The sequence below is a fragment of the Bradyrhizobium sp. Kon37 genome (genome assembly GCF_055807535.1).
This window is the reverse complement of the sequence record NZ_JBVVOY010000002.1, coordinates 726714-739705: the sequence shown is the minus strand read 5'-3', so window position 1 is coordinate 739705 and position 12992 is coordinate 726714. Positions and strand designations below refer to the sequence as shown.

14 protein-coding genes are annotated in these 12992 nt (G+C 61.8%); 2 read left to right on the top strand and 12 right to left on the bottom strand.

The features are described 5' to 3' along the window. The 8 genes from AC0L3J_RS07855 to AC0L3J_RS07820 all read right to left on the bottom strand — a co-directional run bounded on the left by AC0L3J_RS07855 (window position 1) and on the right by AC0L3J_RS07820 (window position 9122). Window positions 1-1011: a branched-chain amino acid ABC transporter permease gene (locus tag AC0L3J_RS07855; protein WP_247282348.1), complete on the bottom strand. Its 1011-nt coding sequence runs from the start codon at window positions 1009-1011 to the stop codon at window positions 1-3. A gap of 201 nt (window positions 1012-1212) precedes the next feature. Continuing rightward, window positions 1213-2040, bottom strand: coding sequence for an AraC family transcriptional regulator (locus AC0L3J_RS07850; protein ID WP_027569321.1), 828 nt, complete (start codon window positions 2038-2040; stop codon window positions 1213-1215). A 129-nt stretch (window positions 2041-2169) separates the two neighbouring features. Further along, complete coding sequence (locus AC0L3J_RS07845; protein WP_007593010.1) at window positions 2170-3420, bottom strand: ABC transporter substrate-binding protein; 1251 nt, start codon at window positions 3418-3420, stop codon at window positions 2170-2172. A 339-nt stretch (window positions 3421-3759) separates the two neighbouring features. Next, window positions 3760-4725, bottom strand: coding sequence for an ABC transporter ATP-binding protein (locus AC0L3J_RS07840; RefSeq protein WP_473346727.1), 966 nt, complete (start codon window positions 4723-4725; stop codon window positions 3760-3762). After that, window positions 4722-5666 (bottom strand): ABC transporter ATP-binding protein, encoded by a 945-nt coding sequence (locus tag AC0L3J_RS07835; protein WP_473346767.1) that lies wholly within the window; start codon window positions 5664-5666, stop codon window positions 4722-4724. The genes AC0L3J_RS07840 and AC0L3J_RS07835 overlap by 4 nt, the downstream gene beginning before the upstream one ends. A gap of 33 nt (window positions 5667-5699) precedes the next feature. Continuing rightward, window positions 5700-6560 (bottom strand): ABC transporter permease, encoded by an 861-nt coding sequence (locus AC0L3J_RS07830; RefSeq protein ID WP_473346726.1) that lies wholly within the window; start codon window positions 6558-6560, stop codon window positions 5700-5702. Further along, the gene (locus AC0L3J_RS07825; protein WP_007608695.1) at window positions 6557-7501 is read right to left on the bottom strand and encodes an ABC transporter permease; all 945 of its coding nucleotides are present in this window, start codon (window positions 7499-7501) and stop codon (window positions 6557-6559) included. The genes AC0L3J_RS07830 and AC0L3J_RS07825 overlap by 4 nt, the downstream gene beginning before the upstream one ends. A 79-nt stretch (window positions 7502-7580) precedes the next feature. After that, on the bottom strand, window positions 7581-9122 hold the full coding sequence (locus AC0L3J_RS07820; protein ID WP_473346725.1) for an ABC transporter substrate-binding protein: 1542 nt from the start codon (window positions 9120-9122) through the stop codon (window positions 7581-7583). Window positions 9123-9441: 319 nt separating this feature from the next. Between AC0L3J_RS07820 and AC0L3J_RS07815 the strand changes: the two genes are divergently transcribed. Continuing rightward, the gene (locus AC0L3J_RS07815) at window positions 9442-10320 is read left to right on the top strand and encodes a MurR/RpiR family transcriptional regulator (protein ID WP_473346724.1); all 879 of its coding nucleotides are present in this window, start codon (window positions 9442-9444) and stop codon (window positions 10318-10320) included. 149 nt (window positions 10321-10469) lie between these two features. Here the strand turns inward: AC0L3J_RS07815 and AC0L3J_RS07810 are convergent, their stop codons facing one another. The 4 genes from AC0L3J_RS07810 to AC0L3J_RS07795 form a co-directional block, all read right to left on the bottom strand. Then, window positions 10470-10745 (bottom strand): hypothetical protein, encoded by a 276-nt coding sequence (locus tag AC0L3J_RS07810; protein ID WP_456764946.1) that lies wholly within the window; start codon window positions 10743-10745, stop codon window positions 10470-10472. Window positions 10746-10911: 166 nt separating this feature from the next. Then, window positions 10912-11085, bottom strand: a complete 174-nt coding sequence (locus AC0L3J_RS07805) for a hypothetical protein (protein ID WP_007609968.1) — start codon at window positions 11083-11085, stop codon at window positions 10912-10914. A gap of 90 nt (window positions 11086-11175) precedes the next feature. Continuing rightward, a complete protein-coding gene (locus AC0L3J_RS07800) occupies window positions 11176-11508 on the bottom strand; it encodes a hypothetical protein (protein ID WP_473346722.1) in 333 nt (110 codons plus the stop codon). 280 nt (window positions 11509-11788) lie between these two features. Then, window positions 11789-12079 carry a hypothetical protein gene (locus tag AC0L3J_RS07795; RefSeq protein ID WP_473287418.1) on the bottom strand — a complete coding sequence of 97 codons (291 nt, stop codon included), beginning with the start codon at window positions 12077-12079 and terminating at the stop codon, window positions 11789-11791. Between the two features lie 403 nt (window positions 12080-12482). Here AC0L3J_RS07795 and AC0L3J_RS07790 point away from each other — a divergent pair, with 403 nt between their 5' ends. Further along, the gene (locus AC0L3J_RS07790; RefSeq protein ID WP_473346721.1) at window positions 12483-12917 is read left to right on the top strand and encodes a hypothetical protein; all 435 of its coding nucleotides are present in this window, start codon (window positions 12483-12485) and stop codon (window positions 12915-12917) included. Window positions 12918-12992: the final 75 nt, after the last annotated feature.

Below are 12992 nucleotides of genomic sequence, written 5' to 3'. Positions count from 1 at the left end.
TCAGCGCCTCGCCAACAGGCCCTGCGGCCGAATTGCCAGCACCAGAACCATGATCAGGAAGGTCACGACGATGGCGTAGGTTGGGATGTAGACCGAGCCGAGCTGCTCGGCGAGACCGATGATAAGCGCGCCCAGCGCAGCCCCAGGAATCGAGCCCATGCCGCCGACGATCACGACGACGAGGGAGGCGAGCAGGAAGCGGATGTCCTCGCCGGGCGAGAGCGACTGGAACGTTCCGCCGACGACGCCGGCGACGCCGGCGAGGCCGGCGCCGAGCGCAAACACCACCACGAAAACGAGTTGGATCCGCACTCCGGTCGCAGCCAGGATGTCGCGATCGTCGACCCCGGCGCGGATGATCATGCCGATGCGCGTGCGGTTGAGCGCCAGCCACATCGCCACGCCGATCACGACGGAGGCGGCGAAGATCACGAGTCGGACCATGGGATAGCGGAGATAGACCGGCTCGCCTGAGGATTTGACCGCGGTGACCAGCGGCAGCTCCACAGGTCCGATCAGCCAGTTCGGGGTCTGGATCTGATAGAAATCGCCGCCGCAGGCCCACAGCATCAAATCGGCGAACACGATCGAGAGACCGATCGTCACCATGGTCTGGCGCAGGTCCTGGCCCTCCATGCGGCGGAAGACGAGGACCTGGAGCAGGACGCCGACCAGCGCCGTCAGGATGAAAGCGACGATGAAGCTGAGGACCCATGAACCGGTTGCGGCGCTGATGGCGTAGCCGACATAGCCGCCGAACAAATAGAGCGAGCCGTGTGCGAGGTTGACGTTGCGCATCAGGCCGAAGATCAGCGTAAAGCCGCTGGCGACGAGGAAATAGAGACCGCCGAGCGTGATGCCGTTGAAGAGCGCGTTGAGGAAGACCCGCTTGCGGCCGAACGCATCTTCAACGCCCTGCGGCCAGACCGCGAAAATCAGCCAGAGCGCTAACGCGATCGCGATGATGACGATCAGGGCCCAGGCGGGATGGCGTTCGACAAAGCGGGTCATGATCGCCGTTCCGTCTTCACGTCACCCCATCTCTCTCCCCGCAAGCGGGGCGGAGGGGCACGCAGACCGTTGCCGGCCGCAAGCCCTGCCATGAACGTGCGCTCCCTATCGCGCGCGATCCTCGTTTCGGGATCGCGTTTTGGCGCATCCTAATGCGGCCGTAAGGGAGGCGTTTGATCGTGAGTATCTTTTCGCGTGCTGTCAGGCCCGCAAAACCTTGGCCGCGCGGCGATAATCGGTCGGCGCCATGCCGACATTGGCAGCGAAGAAGCGGGTGAATCCGCTCTGCGACGAAAAACCGAGATCGAAGCCGATATCGGCGATCGGCGCTTCGCTCGCCACCAGCGCCTCCAGCGCCTGCTCCATCATCAGCGTGTTGAGATAGAGGTGTGGCGTGACGCCGGTCTGGGTGCGGAAGAGCCGGTAGAAATGCGGTCGCGACAGACCGGATTCGCGCGCGATAGTGTCGAGCTCGATCTCGGCGCCAGGACTCTCCGACATCATCTTGATGCACTTGCGCACGCGAAAATCCGTGACCGAACCGTTTGCGCGCGGATCGCGCGCGGTCGCCGCCTGTTGCCAGCTTTCGTCATAACAGATGTCGATCAGGCTTCTCAGCTCGCCATCGAGGCTGTTGAGCGAGGGAGCGCCGCACACGAGGGCGGCTGCGTGTCTGATATGCTTGTCCAGCGCAACGGACCGCGTGAACTGGGTGCGGCCGAAGCGCAGGCGGTCGGCGCCGGGCGCATCGGGCGCAAACCACTCGGCATTGACGTAGAGCACGAAGAAAACGGCGCCGCCTTCGAGATCGGACGGCAGGAAATTATGCGGCTCCCACGGATTGACCGCGACGACGGAACCTTCGGTGAGCTCGTAGCGTCCGTCGCTGACATCGATGCATGCGGAACGCCCGCCGACATGGAAGATCAAATGACCTTCGCGATGTGCGTGGATGTTGAAAGGGCGGTTCAACTGATAGACCGTCGCCCGACCAAAGCGGCCGTGGAAGACGGCGAGCGCCCGGCTCATGCCTCTCCTCCCAAAAGCTCTTGTATTTTTTGGTAGCGTTCAACAACCGGGGAGAGAATGCAAGGGCGCACGTGTCGCGCTTCTGGCAAATCTCTCCCCGGCCGGTCATCGTTCGCGAATGAGACTAGGTCAGTATTTCTTACATTCCGGTACTGTGCGGCTCGGTAAACCGATTTTGGCGAACACCGCGGGATCGTAGCCCAGGGTTTGGTTGACGTTCGGGATCACGTTCACGACCTTTGAGAACAGCGCGCCCTTGCCGTCGTCGACAACCTCGGTGACGAAGTTCGTGCCGATCGCCTGGCGGTTGGAGTCCAGCTTGATCTTTCCGTTGGGTGCGTCGAGTTCGATCTTGGCAAGGGCCTCCTTGTACTTGGCTTGATTGTTGGAGAGATCTCCGTTGACCTGACGCAGCGCTAGGATCAGCGCCATTGTCGAGCCATAATAGTTGGTGGCGAGCAGCGATGGGCTCGGGAAGCGCTTGTTGGGCGGGAAGGCGTCCTGATAGTCCTTCACGAACTTCTGCCAACTCGGGTTCTCCCAGGTGTCGGCCTGGCCGCTCGCGGCCAGCGTGCCAATCAGGGCATTCTTGGCGTTGCCCTTGGACGACAGGATGGTCTGGTCGATCATGATCGAGCCGCCCATCAGATGCGCCTTGCCGCCGGCCTGCTGGTATTGGTTCAGGAAGTTGACGGCGTCGGCGCCGCCGAGGCCGAGATAGATTGCATCGACGTCGTCGGGCAGTGCGGCGATAACCGAGGCAAAGTCCTTGGTGCCGAGCGGCACCCATTGCCGGTTGGTGACCTGTCCGCCAGCACCGCAGAACTCGAGCACGAGGCCGAACACCTGCGTATAGATGAAGGAGTAGTCTTCGCCGACGGTCGCGATCTTGCGATACTTCTTTTGGTCATAAGCGTATTTGCCCAGGCCCACCTGCCACTGCGCGCCGTCCATGTTGTAGCGGAAAAAGTTCGGAGCGGGATCGACATAGGTCGTTTCCTGGGCACCCGATGCGGCGTTGATGAAGGTCAGTTCAGGATGGGTCTTTGCAAAATTCTTGACCGCGATGCCTTCGTCACCAGAGAGCGGCGACAGCAGGATCTGCACCTTGTCCTGCTCGATCAGCTTGCGCACGGCTCGCACGGCGGAGTCCGGCGTCGCGTCGGTCGAGGCGATGACAAATTCGAGTTCCTTATCGCCGACCTTCTTGCCGAGCACGTTGAGGGCCGTCTGGAAGCCGCGGATGCCGTCCTCACCGAGTACGGTGTAGGTGCCTTCGAGCGTCGCGGTGACGCCGACCTTGATCTTCTCCTGTGCGAAGGCGGTGCCCGAAAGTAACAGGCTGCTCAACGCGATCAGTCCTAGACTGCCTTTCAACATTGCTCTCCTCCCAGGGCGTTCTTGTCGCTGTTTTTCACCGCGCCCTGACGCGTCCACCGCGCGATGCGTCGTTCGGACAGGGCCAACGGTTCTTGAAAGGGAGGCTATCCGAACTCGGATGCAGTGCACGTGTCGGAGCCGTGCGCGGCTTAACAGGCAGTCTCATTTTGAATGTTGCGTCGCGATTAACATCGCGGTGCAACAGGCGTCAGGCTTCCCGAATTGGCACCCGCCAGCCGCATGGCGGTTGCGACTGCGGCCGCGTGAATGGGATCGCTCGAATAGAGGGGAAATCAATCGTAGGCGTTGCGTGATTTCGCCGCGCGCGGCACTCGCTGCTTATACGTTGTGGCAGGCGATCGTCCGACCGTCCGCACCGACAGATCGAAGTTGTGGCACATCGACGAGACAGCGATCGCTGGCCATTGGACAGCGGGGCGCATACGCACAGCCGCGCGGCCGCGTGAAGAGACTTGGCGGTTCACCCATTTCGATCGCGCCCAGGATCCGCTGCGATGGATCCGGCTTCGGAATTGCTGCCACCAACGCGCGCGTATAGGGATGGAGCGGATGATCCAGGACCGTCCGCGTGCCGGCCTGCTCCACGATCCGGCCCATATACATGACAGCAACACGGCTGCTGATCTGTCCGATCACGCCAAGGTCATGCGAGATGAAGAGCATCGACAGTCTCAACTGGTCACGCAGATCCATCATCAGATTGAGCACCTGGGCCTGCACGGAAACGTCGAGGGCCGAGACCGGCTCGTCGGCGACGATGATGGACGGGGTGGGAAGAATGGCGCGTGCGATTCCGACCCGCTGCCGCTGCCCGCCACTCAGCTCGTAGGGATAGCGAGCGGCGAAAGGCGGGTTCAACCCGACGGCCGTCAAGGTGGCAGCTATGGCCGCGCTGCGCTCGGCGCGGCTCTTGAAGAAGCCGCTGATGTCGGCCGCCTCCGCCACCGAATCTCCAATTGCACGTCGTGGATTGAGCGATGCATTGGGATCCTGGAAAACCATCCGGACGCTCAGACGCTTCTCACGGAGGCCGGAGCCGCCGGCTCCGATCAATTCGATTCCCTTCAATTTGATGTTGCCGCTGTCGGGCTGGACCAGCCCGACGAGGGTGCGGCCCAGTGTGGTCTTGCCGCAGCCGGACTCGCCGACAATCCCGAGGACCTCGCCTTCGGCCAGCGACAGCGATACACCGTCCACCGCCTGCACCCGGTATTTCCGACCGGCACGCCTCGCACTGAACGAGACCATCATGTCCCGGACGTCGAGAATGGCATTGCCGCTCATGTCAGCTCCCCGCGGGCAAGCGGAAATGCACAGAGCACCTCGTGCCCTTGGGAGGCCTCCAGGCGAGGCGGGGTCGCCACGCGGCACTCATCGCGCACCGCTGCGCAACGCAAGGCAAACACGCAGCCAGCAGCGACCGAACCTGGCAGTGGCGGCTGACCAGAAATTGTCGGCAGCCGGCGCGCGCCGGAATTTCGCGACGGCATGCAATCCATAAGTCCGCGGGTGTAATGATGACGGGGTGCGCCGAACAGCGCATCGACTGCCGCGGTTTCCACAATCCGGCCGGCGTACATGACAGCCACGCGATCGGCGAGCTGCGCAATGACTCCCATGTCGTGGGTGATGAACAATATCGCCATATCGAGCCGATTGCAGAGCTCGCGCAAGAGCCCGAGAATCTGAACCTGTATAGTGACGTCCAGCGCGGTGGTTGGTTCATCGGCGACCAGCACCTGTGGCCTGCAGGCCAGCGCAATCGCGATCATGACCCGCTGGCGTTGGCCTCCGGACAACTGGTGTGGATACGCGGACAGCTGCATTTTTGGGTCGGGCATACGGACAAGTTCGAGCAGTTCGCGCGCGCGGACGAGCGCCGCCGCGCCCGAAATTCCCTCATGTACGCGCACGGCTTCGGCGATCTGATCGCCGATCCGACGAACAGGGTTGAGTGAGGTCATCGGCTCCTGAAAGATCATTGCCATGCGGCCGTGGCCTGCTTCGACACGTTGCCAGGGCTGCAACTGCGTTACGTCGCAGCCCTCCAACAGCACCCGTCCGGCGCGAACTCGGGGACCGGGCTGCGGCAGCAATCCCATGACCGCAAGCGAGGTCATGCTCTTTCCACAACCGGACTCGCCGACGAGACCGAGGATCTCGCCCTTGGCCAAGCCGAAGGACACGCCCGCGACGATGTCGACCGGCGCGGTTTCCGGCCCCACTGACACCGTAAGGTCGCAAACACTCAGCACGGTCTAACCCTTCTCACCAAAGACTTGACGGAACCGCGGATCGAGTCGATCGCGCAATGCATCGCCGACCAGGTTCAGAGAAAATGCCGTCGCCACGATCATCATGCCCGGGAAGAAGAGCAGCCACGGAGCGCGCGTGATGAAGGTCCGCGATTCCGCTAGCATATTGCCCCAGCTCGGAATGTCCGGCGGGGCGCCGAGGCCCAGGAAATCGAGTGAAGCCGCGCCGAGCTGCGCGAACGCGAAGACGAAGCTGGCCTGCACGAGAAGTGGTGAGACCAGGTTCGGCAAGATGTGCCGACTGATGAGCCATCCCGCTCCGGCGCCCATGCTGCGGGACGCCTCGACGTAGGTTTCCGCGCGCAAGCGCAGTGTCAGTCCGTAGACGATGCGGGTCGTCGTCGTCATGTAGCCGATCCCGATGGCCAGAATGACGGTGGCCACACTCGGGCTCAAGATGACAATCAGGCCGAGTGCGAGAAGCAGAGTCGGGAAGGCCATCAGCACGTCGACCATGCGCATCAGCAGGTGACCCAGCCGCGGGAACAGAGCGGAAAGTACGCCGGCCGGAACGCCTGTCGCGAGAGCGAAGACGACCACGCCGGAGCCGATCAGAAGTGCCATGCGTGCTGAATGAATGGTGCGCGAGAGGGTATCCCGGCCGAATTGGTCGGTGCCGAACCAGTGGGTCACGTTCGGGGGCGTCAGGCGGATCAGCGGATCGATGGCATACGGATCGTAAGGTGACAGCCAGGATGCGAAGACCGCGGCGAGCACAGTCGCCAGAAGGACCCCGAGTCCGGCCAGCGCGATCGGGCGGGCGAGGAACGGCTTGAGCCACAAGGTCACGCTGTTGCTGCTCATTGGAGTTCGACCCGCGGATCGAGCAGACGATAGCTGAGATCGACGATCAAATTGATCAGGAGATAGACCACCACGATGACCAGGATGACGCCCTGGATCACAGGGTAATCTCGACGAAGGATTGACTGAACGACGAGGCGGCCGATGCCGGGCAGGGCAAACACGGTTTCGGTCACGACCGCTTCTGACAGCAGCGCGGCGAAGGTGAAGCCGAATGCCGAGACGACCGCCAGGAGTGCATTACGCCAGATGTGGCGGCGCACGACCTGCCACGGCCGGATTCCCTTTGCACGCGCCGTGCGTACATAGTCCTCCCGCGAGACGTCGAGCATGCTGGCGCGCGTCAGCCGCAGGATCAAAGCGGCATTCGGAGCCGCAAGCGCCAGGCTGGGGAGGACGAGATAGCGGAGATTGACGACACCACCTTCGAAGATCGACGGATAGCCGGAGCTCGGAAACCAACCGAGCCAGGCGGCAAAGATCAGGATCAGATAGAGCCCGACCCAGAACGTGGGTATCGAGGCCATCAGCATCGCCCCGCCGGACAATCCCTGATCGAGCCACGTGCCGTGCCGGACCGCCGCAATCATGCCGATCGGCACCCCGATGACCGCAACCCAGATCATCGTCATGGTGGCGAGCAAGGTGCTGGTCTCGGCGCCATCGGCAATCACCGACAGCACGGGTGCCTGGAAGAAGATCGAGCGCCCGAGGTCGCCCTCGAGCACATGGCCGGCCCAAGTGAGATATTGCAGGATGATCGGTTGGTCGAGACCGAGTTGGTGTCGCAAGGCGTCGATCTGGTCGGGGGTCGCGGTGTCACCGAGCAGAACATAAATCGGGTCACCCGGCACGATATGGATGAACGCGAAGATGATGATGGACGCTGCCAGCAGCGTCACCGCCGTCGTTCCTGCGCGCTTGAATGCGTAAGACCACATGTGATTGAGCGCCTGGTCAGCGGCAACGATGCGCGCCGGCGCCGGCGCTCGACAGTCTTCGCGGCTTCATTGCCCGTCCTTATTTCGTCGATACATTCCAGAACACGGGACCGTTTGGGTTGAGCCCCTTGAGCTTGGGAGAAGCAATGTCATAGGTGTAGGCGTCGCCTACTTTCATCACCGGTACCTGCTCGTAGATCAGCGACTGGATCTTGCCCCAAGTCGACTTCCGCGCAGCTGGATCGGTCGTGTTGATCAACTCGGCCCGAAGCGAGCCGATCTCGGGGCTGTCCCACCAGCCGGGATAGCTCGCATTCAAGAACGTGAGCAGCAGCGGGTCGGGGGCGAAGGAATGGTGGGTGACGAAGATGTCCCATTGTTCCGGCTGGCCGCGCATCTTCAGAAGGGTAGCCCAATCGACGACCATCATCTGAACATTGATCCCGGCATCTGCCAGCTGGCGGGTGAAGACCGAGGCTTCGTCATAGTGTGCCTGGTAGTTCGTCGAGACCAGCAGGCGGATCGGCGTCCCCGTGTAGTCCGCCTCCTTTGCGAGCTCCTTGGCCTTCTTCGGGTCGTGCGCACTATAATTTGAGGCGCCTTCCGTCGAGTACCAGGGTGTGCCGTTGGGAAAGATCGATCCTTCGGCATTCCACAGGTCCTTGGGACCGAAGGCGACGCGCAGCGCCTGCGACTTGTCCAACGCGGTCTGGATGGCGCGGCGGAGCTTGTAGTTGTCCTTCAGAATCCCCTGCTTCGAGTTCATGAAGAAAAGGCCGAAGATCGGCGCGTTGGTACGCTGCACCTGGACCGATGGATCTTTGCTCAGGGACTCGTACAGATCACCGGAGATCATTTCCGCATAGTCGTAGTCGCCCGCCTGCACGCCGCTTACGCGCGTGCCGACGTCGGGCACCGGAATGAACCGGATCTTGTCGAAGCTCGCCACGCGGGCGCCGGCGAAGCCGTCGCCCTTTTCCTTCACCGGCTTGTAGCCGTCGAACCTCTCCACCTCGACATAGCGGTTCGGCCGCCACTCCACGAACTTGTAAGGCCCGGTGCCGATATAGTCCTTTTGCTCGATCGGCCGGTTTCCCGCTTTGGCGGCTATGTCTTCCGGATAGATCGCAAGACCGCCATTGACGTCCGCAATGAGAGCCTTCCAGGCGCCGTTCGGCGCGGACAATTTCAGCGTGACTTCATACTTTCCAGTCGCCTCGACCGAGGTCGCCGCCGCCATCAGGAGCTTGCCGCGCGCACCGAAACTGCCCCATCGCGTCATCGAGGCGGCCACGTCCTTGGCGGTCATCTCCTTGCCGTTGTGGAAAAGGACACCTTCGCGGAGCTTAATGACGATGGTCCGACCGCCGTCTTCCGTGCGATCGCTCTCGGCCAGCATCGGACGCGGCGTATAGGTCGAGTCCAGCGCATACAGGGTCTCGAAGATGTGACGGCCGATGACCGATGCGACGTCGGCTGTCGTCAGCATGACGTCGAGCGGCGGCGGTTCTCCGATGGTGGCTTCGCGCAGCAGGGTGGCGGCATTGGCCTGCGCAAACAAGAATGACGCGGTAACCAGCCCCACGACGCCACGCATCAAGACACTTGGACCGTATCTCATGATCGCCCTCCCGCCTTGTTGAACCGCCTGCTTCCCGGAGCAGGGGATGTGCCTTTCAGCTGCTTGGGCTGACGGCACGCTATTGCTTGTTTGAAAGTTACATACACAATTTAGCAATTATCAAGCGGAAAATGCTGTTCTTGATGGGGCGGGCCGATATACGTTTGGTCGATGCTGAAGGTTTCTTACGGCAGCTTCTTGCCAAGAGCGCAGGTTGATCTGACCTGGGGAAGGGCGGGCAATGGCGCGTGCAAAGCGAAATCATCCGGCGAGAGCCGTTGGTGCAGCAATCTCGAAGCCGCCGGGCGACGACAATGTCGTGGCCGGCGACATCATCTCCCTCATCAGGCAGAGCGCTCCAAGCCTCAGCCCGTCCGAGCAGCGCGTTGCCACGGTGCTGCTGGCCGATATGGAATTTGCCGTTCACGCCAGCAATTCCGAGCTCGCCCGCCGGGCGCGCGTCAGCGAGCCGACGGTAACCCGGTTCAGCCGCTCCGTCGGTTGCCGGGGCGTCCGCGACCTCAAGGTGAGGCTGGCTCAAGCAATGGCGGTTGGGCGGATTTACGTTGAGCCTCCCCCGCATGTCGGGACCGATCTGGCGCGCCCCGCGCTCTGGCGGTCGGTGTTTCAGGAAATTCGCCGTGCAATTGCCGCCGCCGAGGAGGGACTTCGTAAGGACGACATCGAGAGGGCTGCCGAAGCGATCTCCCGCTGTTCGAAGCTTGCAGCGTTCGGGGTAGGGGGCGGTTCCACTCTTGCGGCGGCGGAAGTTCAGAACCGGTTCTTTCGTCTTGGGATCGCCGTCTCGCATGCCTCCGATCCGAGCTTGATGCGCATGATCGCCGCGACTTTCGGGCGGGATGACGTCGTCGTTGCCATCTCGACCACCGGTGCGGCGAACGAAGTGATCGAGGCAGCCACTATCGCCAAGCAATACGGCGCCTTGGTCGTCGCAATCACCAAGCCGCAAAGCAAGCTGGCCTCGATTGCCGATATTGCACTTGGGGTACACGTGCCCGAAGCGCCCGACGCGCTCAAGCCGACGGCGTCGCGCTATGCATTTCTCGCCACCATCGACCTGCTCGCAGCGTCAACCGCCTATTGCAAGCCGCTCGAAGCCCAGGCACGCATGCGGCGGATCAAATACGAGTTGCTGAAGGGAAGCGACGGGGACGCCAAAGGGCCGCTGGGAGACTGAAAAATCTCCCAGTGGCCCGACGAGGATTTGTTCGGTGCATCGCCGCTCGCATGTGGCAACGCCAATCGCGCTCCCAAACCTGAACCGCACATCCTGCCGAAAAAAATTATCTGGCAGGATGCGATGTTCGGAGCCGGCAACGAGGGCTATCAGCGGCAGACGTAGCTGCCATTGACCAGAACGCGGACACATCCGGTACCGACAGCGGCTGCACCGACTGCCGCGCCGCCGACGACCGCGCGCCTGGTGGTGCGCCGTGCTACGCCGGCGACTGATACGGGTGTCAAGGGCCGCCCGACTCGTGCTTCAGCCCGGCCGAGCGAGAGCGAAAGGCCTTCCTCCGCCGACCAGTCGATCGAGCCGGACACTCCGAGGGCTACCACGGCAACCGCGAGTGATAGTTTTGTGACCAAGCCACGCTTCATGATAGTCTCCGCCTGTGAGAGTGAATTTGGATCGCTCCATGGACTGGCGCTCTGACCCTTGATCAAGATCAAGGAACCGTCGAAATCGTAAGCTGGTAACCGAAGGCGAACCACCAGAACGATTCAGTCGGGTTCGGGTACATGCGTCACCCATTTCGCCTCGTTTTTACTTCTGTACGCAGAGCGGCCTCAGTGTCTCGTCGCTGCTGCGCGCTTTCGCGTATTCCATCAGCGCCGTCCGGGCTGCTTCGCAACGCTCTGCGCTTGAAAATTCTTGTGTCGATATGACGGCGCCATTCGCGACGCCGAGCCAGCTGATGACGACCAGAACATAGGTCATGATATCCTCCCCTCAGCCGTCGATCTCCTGAGCGCAGATTAGCGCGACAGGCGGCTTAATGGGCGCCGCCCATCGCGCCATCATGAAGCTCTATTGGCACACGTACATGATGCCATCGCCGCCCTTCACCAACGAGCCTGGGACGCAACCGATGCCGTTGCGTGCCGCATAATCGGTCCAGCCGCTATAGCCGTAGCTCCACGGTCCGCCGAAGTAATAGGCTCGCACGGCGTACCAGGGCAGACTCTCGTTAGTGTAATAGTGTCCGCGATTATAAGGAGTGACGTACAACCTCGTCGCCGCTTGCGCCTTGTCGAGCCTCAGCGAAACTCCGCCTTGGTCGGTCCAGCCGATGGACAGCGTCGTGCCGCATACGAGCGCGGCGACGGCAACGGCAATCTTCCTTGCGCTTATCGACTTCATGGACGTTCTCCAAAAATGAACTTCAACGCCACAACACCAATGCAGCAACAGGGCGGCGGCTTGCTTTAGATCAAGGAATCAAACAAATCGAATTCGGTTCGTCCTCGGCTTTGCCGGTCAAGTTCGGATCAAGTTAAGTGAATCTGGATGACAATGCTTTAACGTCTGATAAGTGCAGCGCGCGGGAATGCATCGGAAGCGCGTTGTCACGTGGGATCTCGGCCCTCTCTACACCGAGGCCAAGTATGTAATCGTGCGAAACGCTTCTCGCGGGAATGCGTCATGCAGTCGGCGACAAGCTCCGAGACGGCATGATGCCTCTTGATCCGCTCTTCATCATCTCTGCCGGTTCGTTCGTGGGCTCGTGTTGCGCCTCGATCAATTTGGTGAACGCGAAGAACAGTCGGGCGGTGATGCCACCTTTCAATCTGTGCTCATCATGAAGCCTCTCCGCCGCCATGCGTGACCAGCTTCTTGCCTCGGCCATCCAGACCGTTTGGTTTGCCGGATCCTGGCTTGCAAGCCTCCGACAAAGGGCCGCGCGCGAACTCAGCTCGAATTGACTCATCATCGGCCCTCCCTGCCAGAAGCTCGATGTACGCGGTGAGAATTCTGCGTTGCGTGCCACACCTCTGCAATTGCCCTTCCGGTCATTGTACCAAGGGGCAGGTCACAGCCACTGACCAAGCCGCGCGATACTACGCGAGGCGGTGTTGCGAAAATTCGATTCGTTGATCTGGCTCAAGCGACGCCGCATTCGAACGCGGTGAACATTAGCCTGCTGCAGCGTGCGTGGCGCTTACCAGTGAAGCGCCGCCCATGCCGCAGCAAGTGCTCACCAGGCGCGTCGCGGCGGAAGCAACGGCGGCTCGATTTAGGCAGCCATGCCCATGCAGGTTGCATTCCTTCGCCAATCCTGCCGCCGTGGCCCGTTGCTTGCCAGACGAAGATCTGCGGCGGCAATGGCGCCGACAATGCCCATCTCGCGATATCTGTTCTATGTCGGCGGTGCGTTGCTCGCGATGCTCTTCGTTGCGGACGCCCTGTTGCGGGATCGGCCCGCCATCCACGGTGGAGCTGCGCGCTCCGCCACCATCCGCATCCATTCCGATTGGAAATTGCCCGAGCGGGTCGTTCTCGACACTAGCCTGCCCACGATTGTCGCAACCGACATCGCCAAGGTCGAGCTTGGTGCCCTGCCAGGCGCCGACCTCCCACAGACGCGCGTGCGCGAGGCCTTTGCTCAGCTAGGACCGCTCGATGCCGAACGACCGGCAGCGCGTCCGTCGACAAAGGCTGATGTGAAGCCGCAGCGTCAAAACAAAAATGCGAGGAGGCACATCGAAAAAAATATCCGGCTCGTCGCGCGGCCGCCGCAGTACGGCTGGTTTGGCAACCAGGTTTGGTGAGCGTGTCCGATCGCATCTTCGGAGTGGGACGTCCGCCATCGATACTAGCAACGAGTGCACGTCGAGGCATTGCCC

What these genes read in the sequence shown, in the direction of transcription:
- AC0L3J_RS07855 (WP_247282348.1), bottom strand. Translation starts at nt 1,011, where the DNA reads ATGACCCGCTTTGTCGAACGCCATCCCGCCTGGGCCCTGATCGTCATC.
- AC0L3J_RS07850 (WP_027569321.1), bottom strand. Translation starts at nt 2,040, where the DNA reads ATGAGCCGGGCGCTCGCCGTCTTCCACGGCCGCTTTGGTCGGGCGACG.
- AC0L3J_RS07845 (WP_007593010.1), bottom strand. Translation starts at nt 3,420, where the DNA reads ATGTTGAAAGGCAGTCTAGGACTGATCGCGTTGAGCAGCCTGTTACTT.
- AC0L3J_RS07840 (WP_473346727.1), bottom strand. Translation starts at nt 4,725, where the DNA reads ATGAGCGGCAATGCCATTCTCGACGTCCGGGACATGATGGTCTCGTTC.
- AC0L3J_RS07830 (WP_473346726.1), bottom strand. Translation starts at nt 6,560, where the DNA reads ATGAGCAGCAACAGCGTGACCTTGTGGCTCAAGCCGTTCCTCGCCCGC.
- AC0L3J_RS07825 (WP_007608695.1), bottom strand. Translation starts at nt 7,501, where the DNA reads ATGTGGTCTTACGCATTCAAGCGCGCAGGAACGACGGCGGTGACGCTG.
- AC0L3J_RS07820 (WP_473346725.1), bottom strand. Translation starts at nt 9,122, where the DNA reads ATGAGATACGGTCCAAGTGTCTTGATGCGTGGCGTCGTGGGGCTGGTT.
- AC0L3J_RS07810 (WP_456764946.1), bottom strand. Translation starts at nt 10,745, where the DNA reads ATGAAGCGTGGCTTGGTCACAAAACTATCACTCGCGGTTGCCGTGGTA.
- AC0L3J_RS07805 (WP_007609968.1), bottom strand. Translation starts at nt 11,085, where the DNA reads ATGACCTATGTTCTGGTCGTCATCAGCTGGCTCGGCGTCGCGAATGGC.
- AC0L3J_RS07800 (WP_473346722.1), bottom strand. Translation starts at nt 11,508, where the DNA reads ATGAAGTCGATAAGCGCAAGGAAGATTGCCGTTGCCGTCGCCGCGCTC.
- AC0L3J_RS07795 (WP_473287418.1), bottom strand. Translation starts at nt 12,079, where the DNA reads ATGATGAGTCAATTCGAGCTGAGTTCGCGCGCGGCCCTTTGTCGGAGG.
- AC0L3J_RS07790 (WP_473346721.1), top strand. Translation starts at nt 12,483, where the DNA reads ATGCCCATCTCGCGATATCTGTTCTATGTCGGCGGTGCGTTGCTCGCG.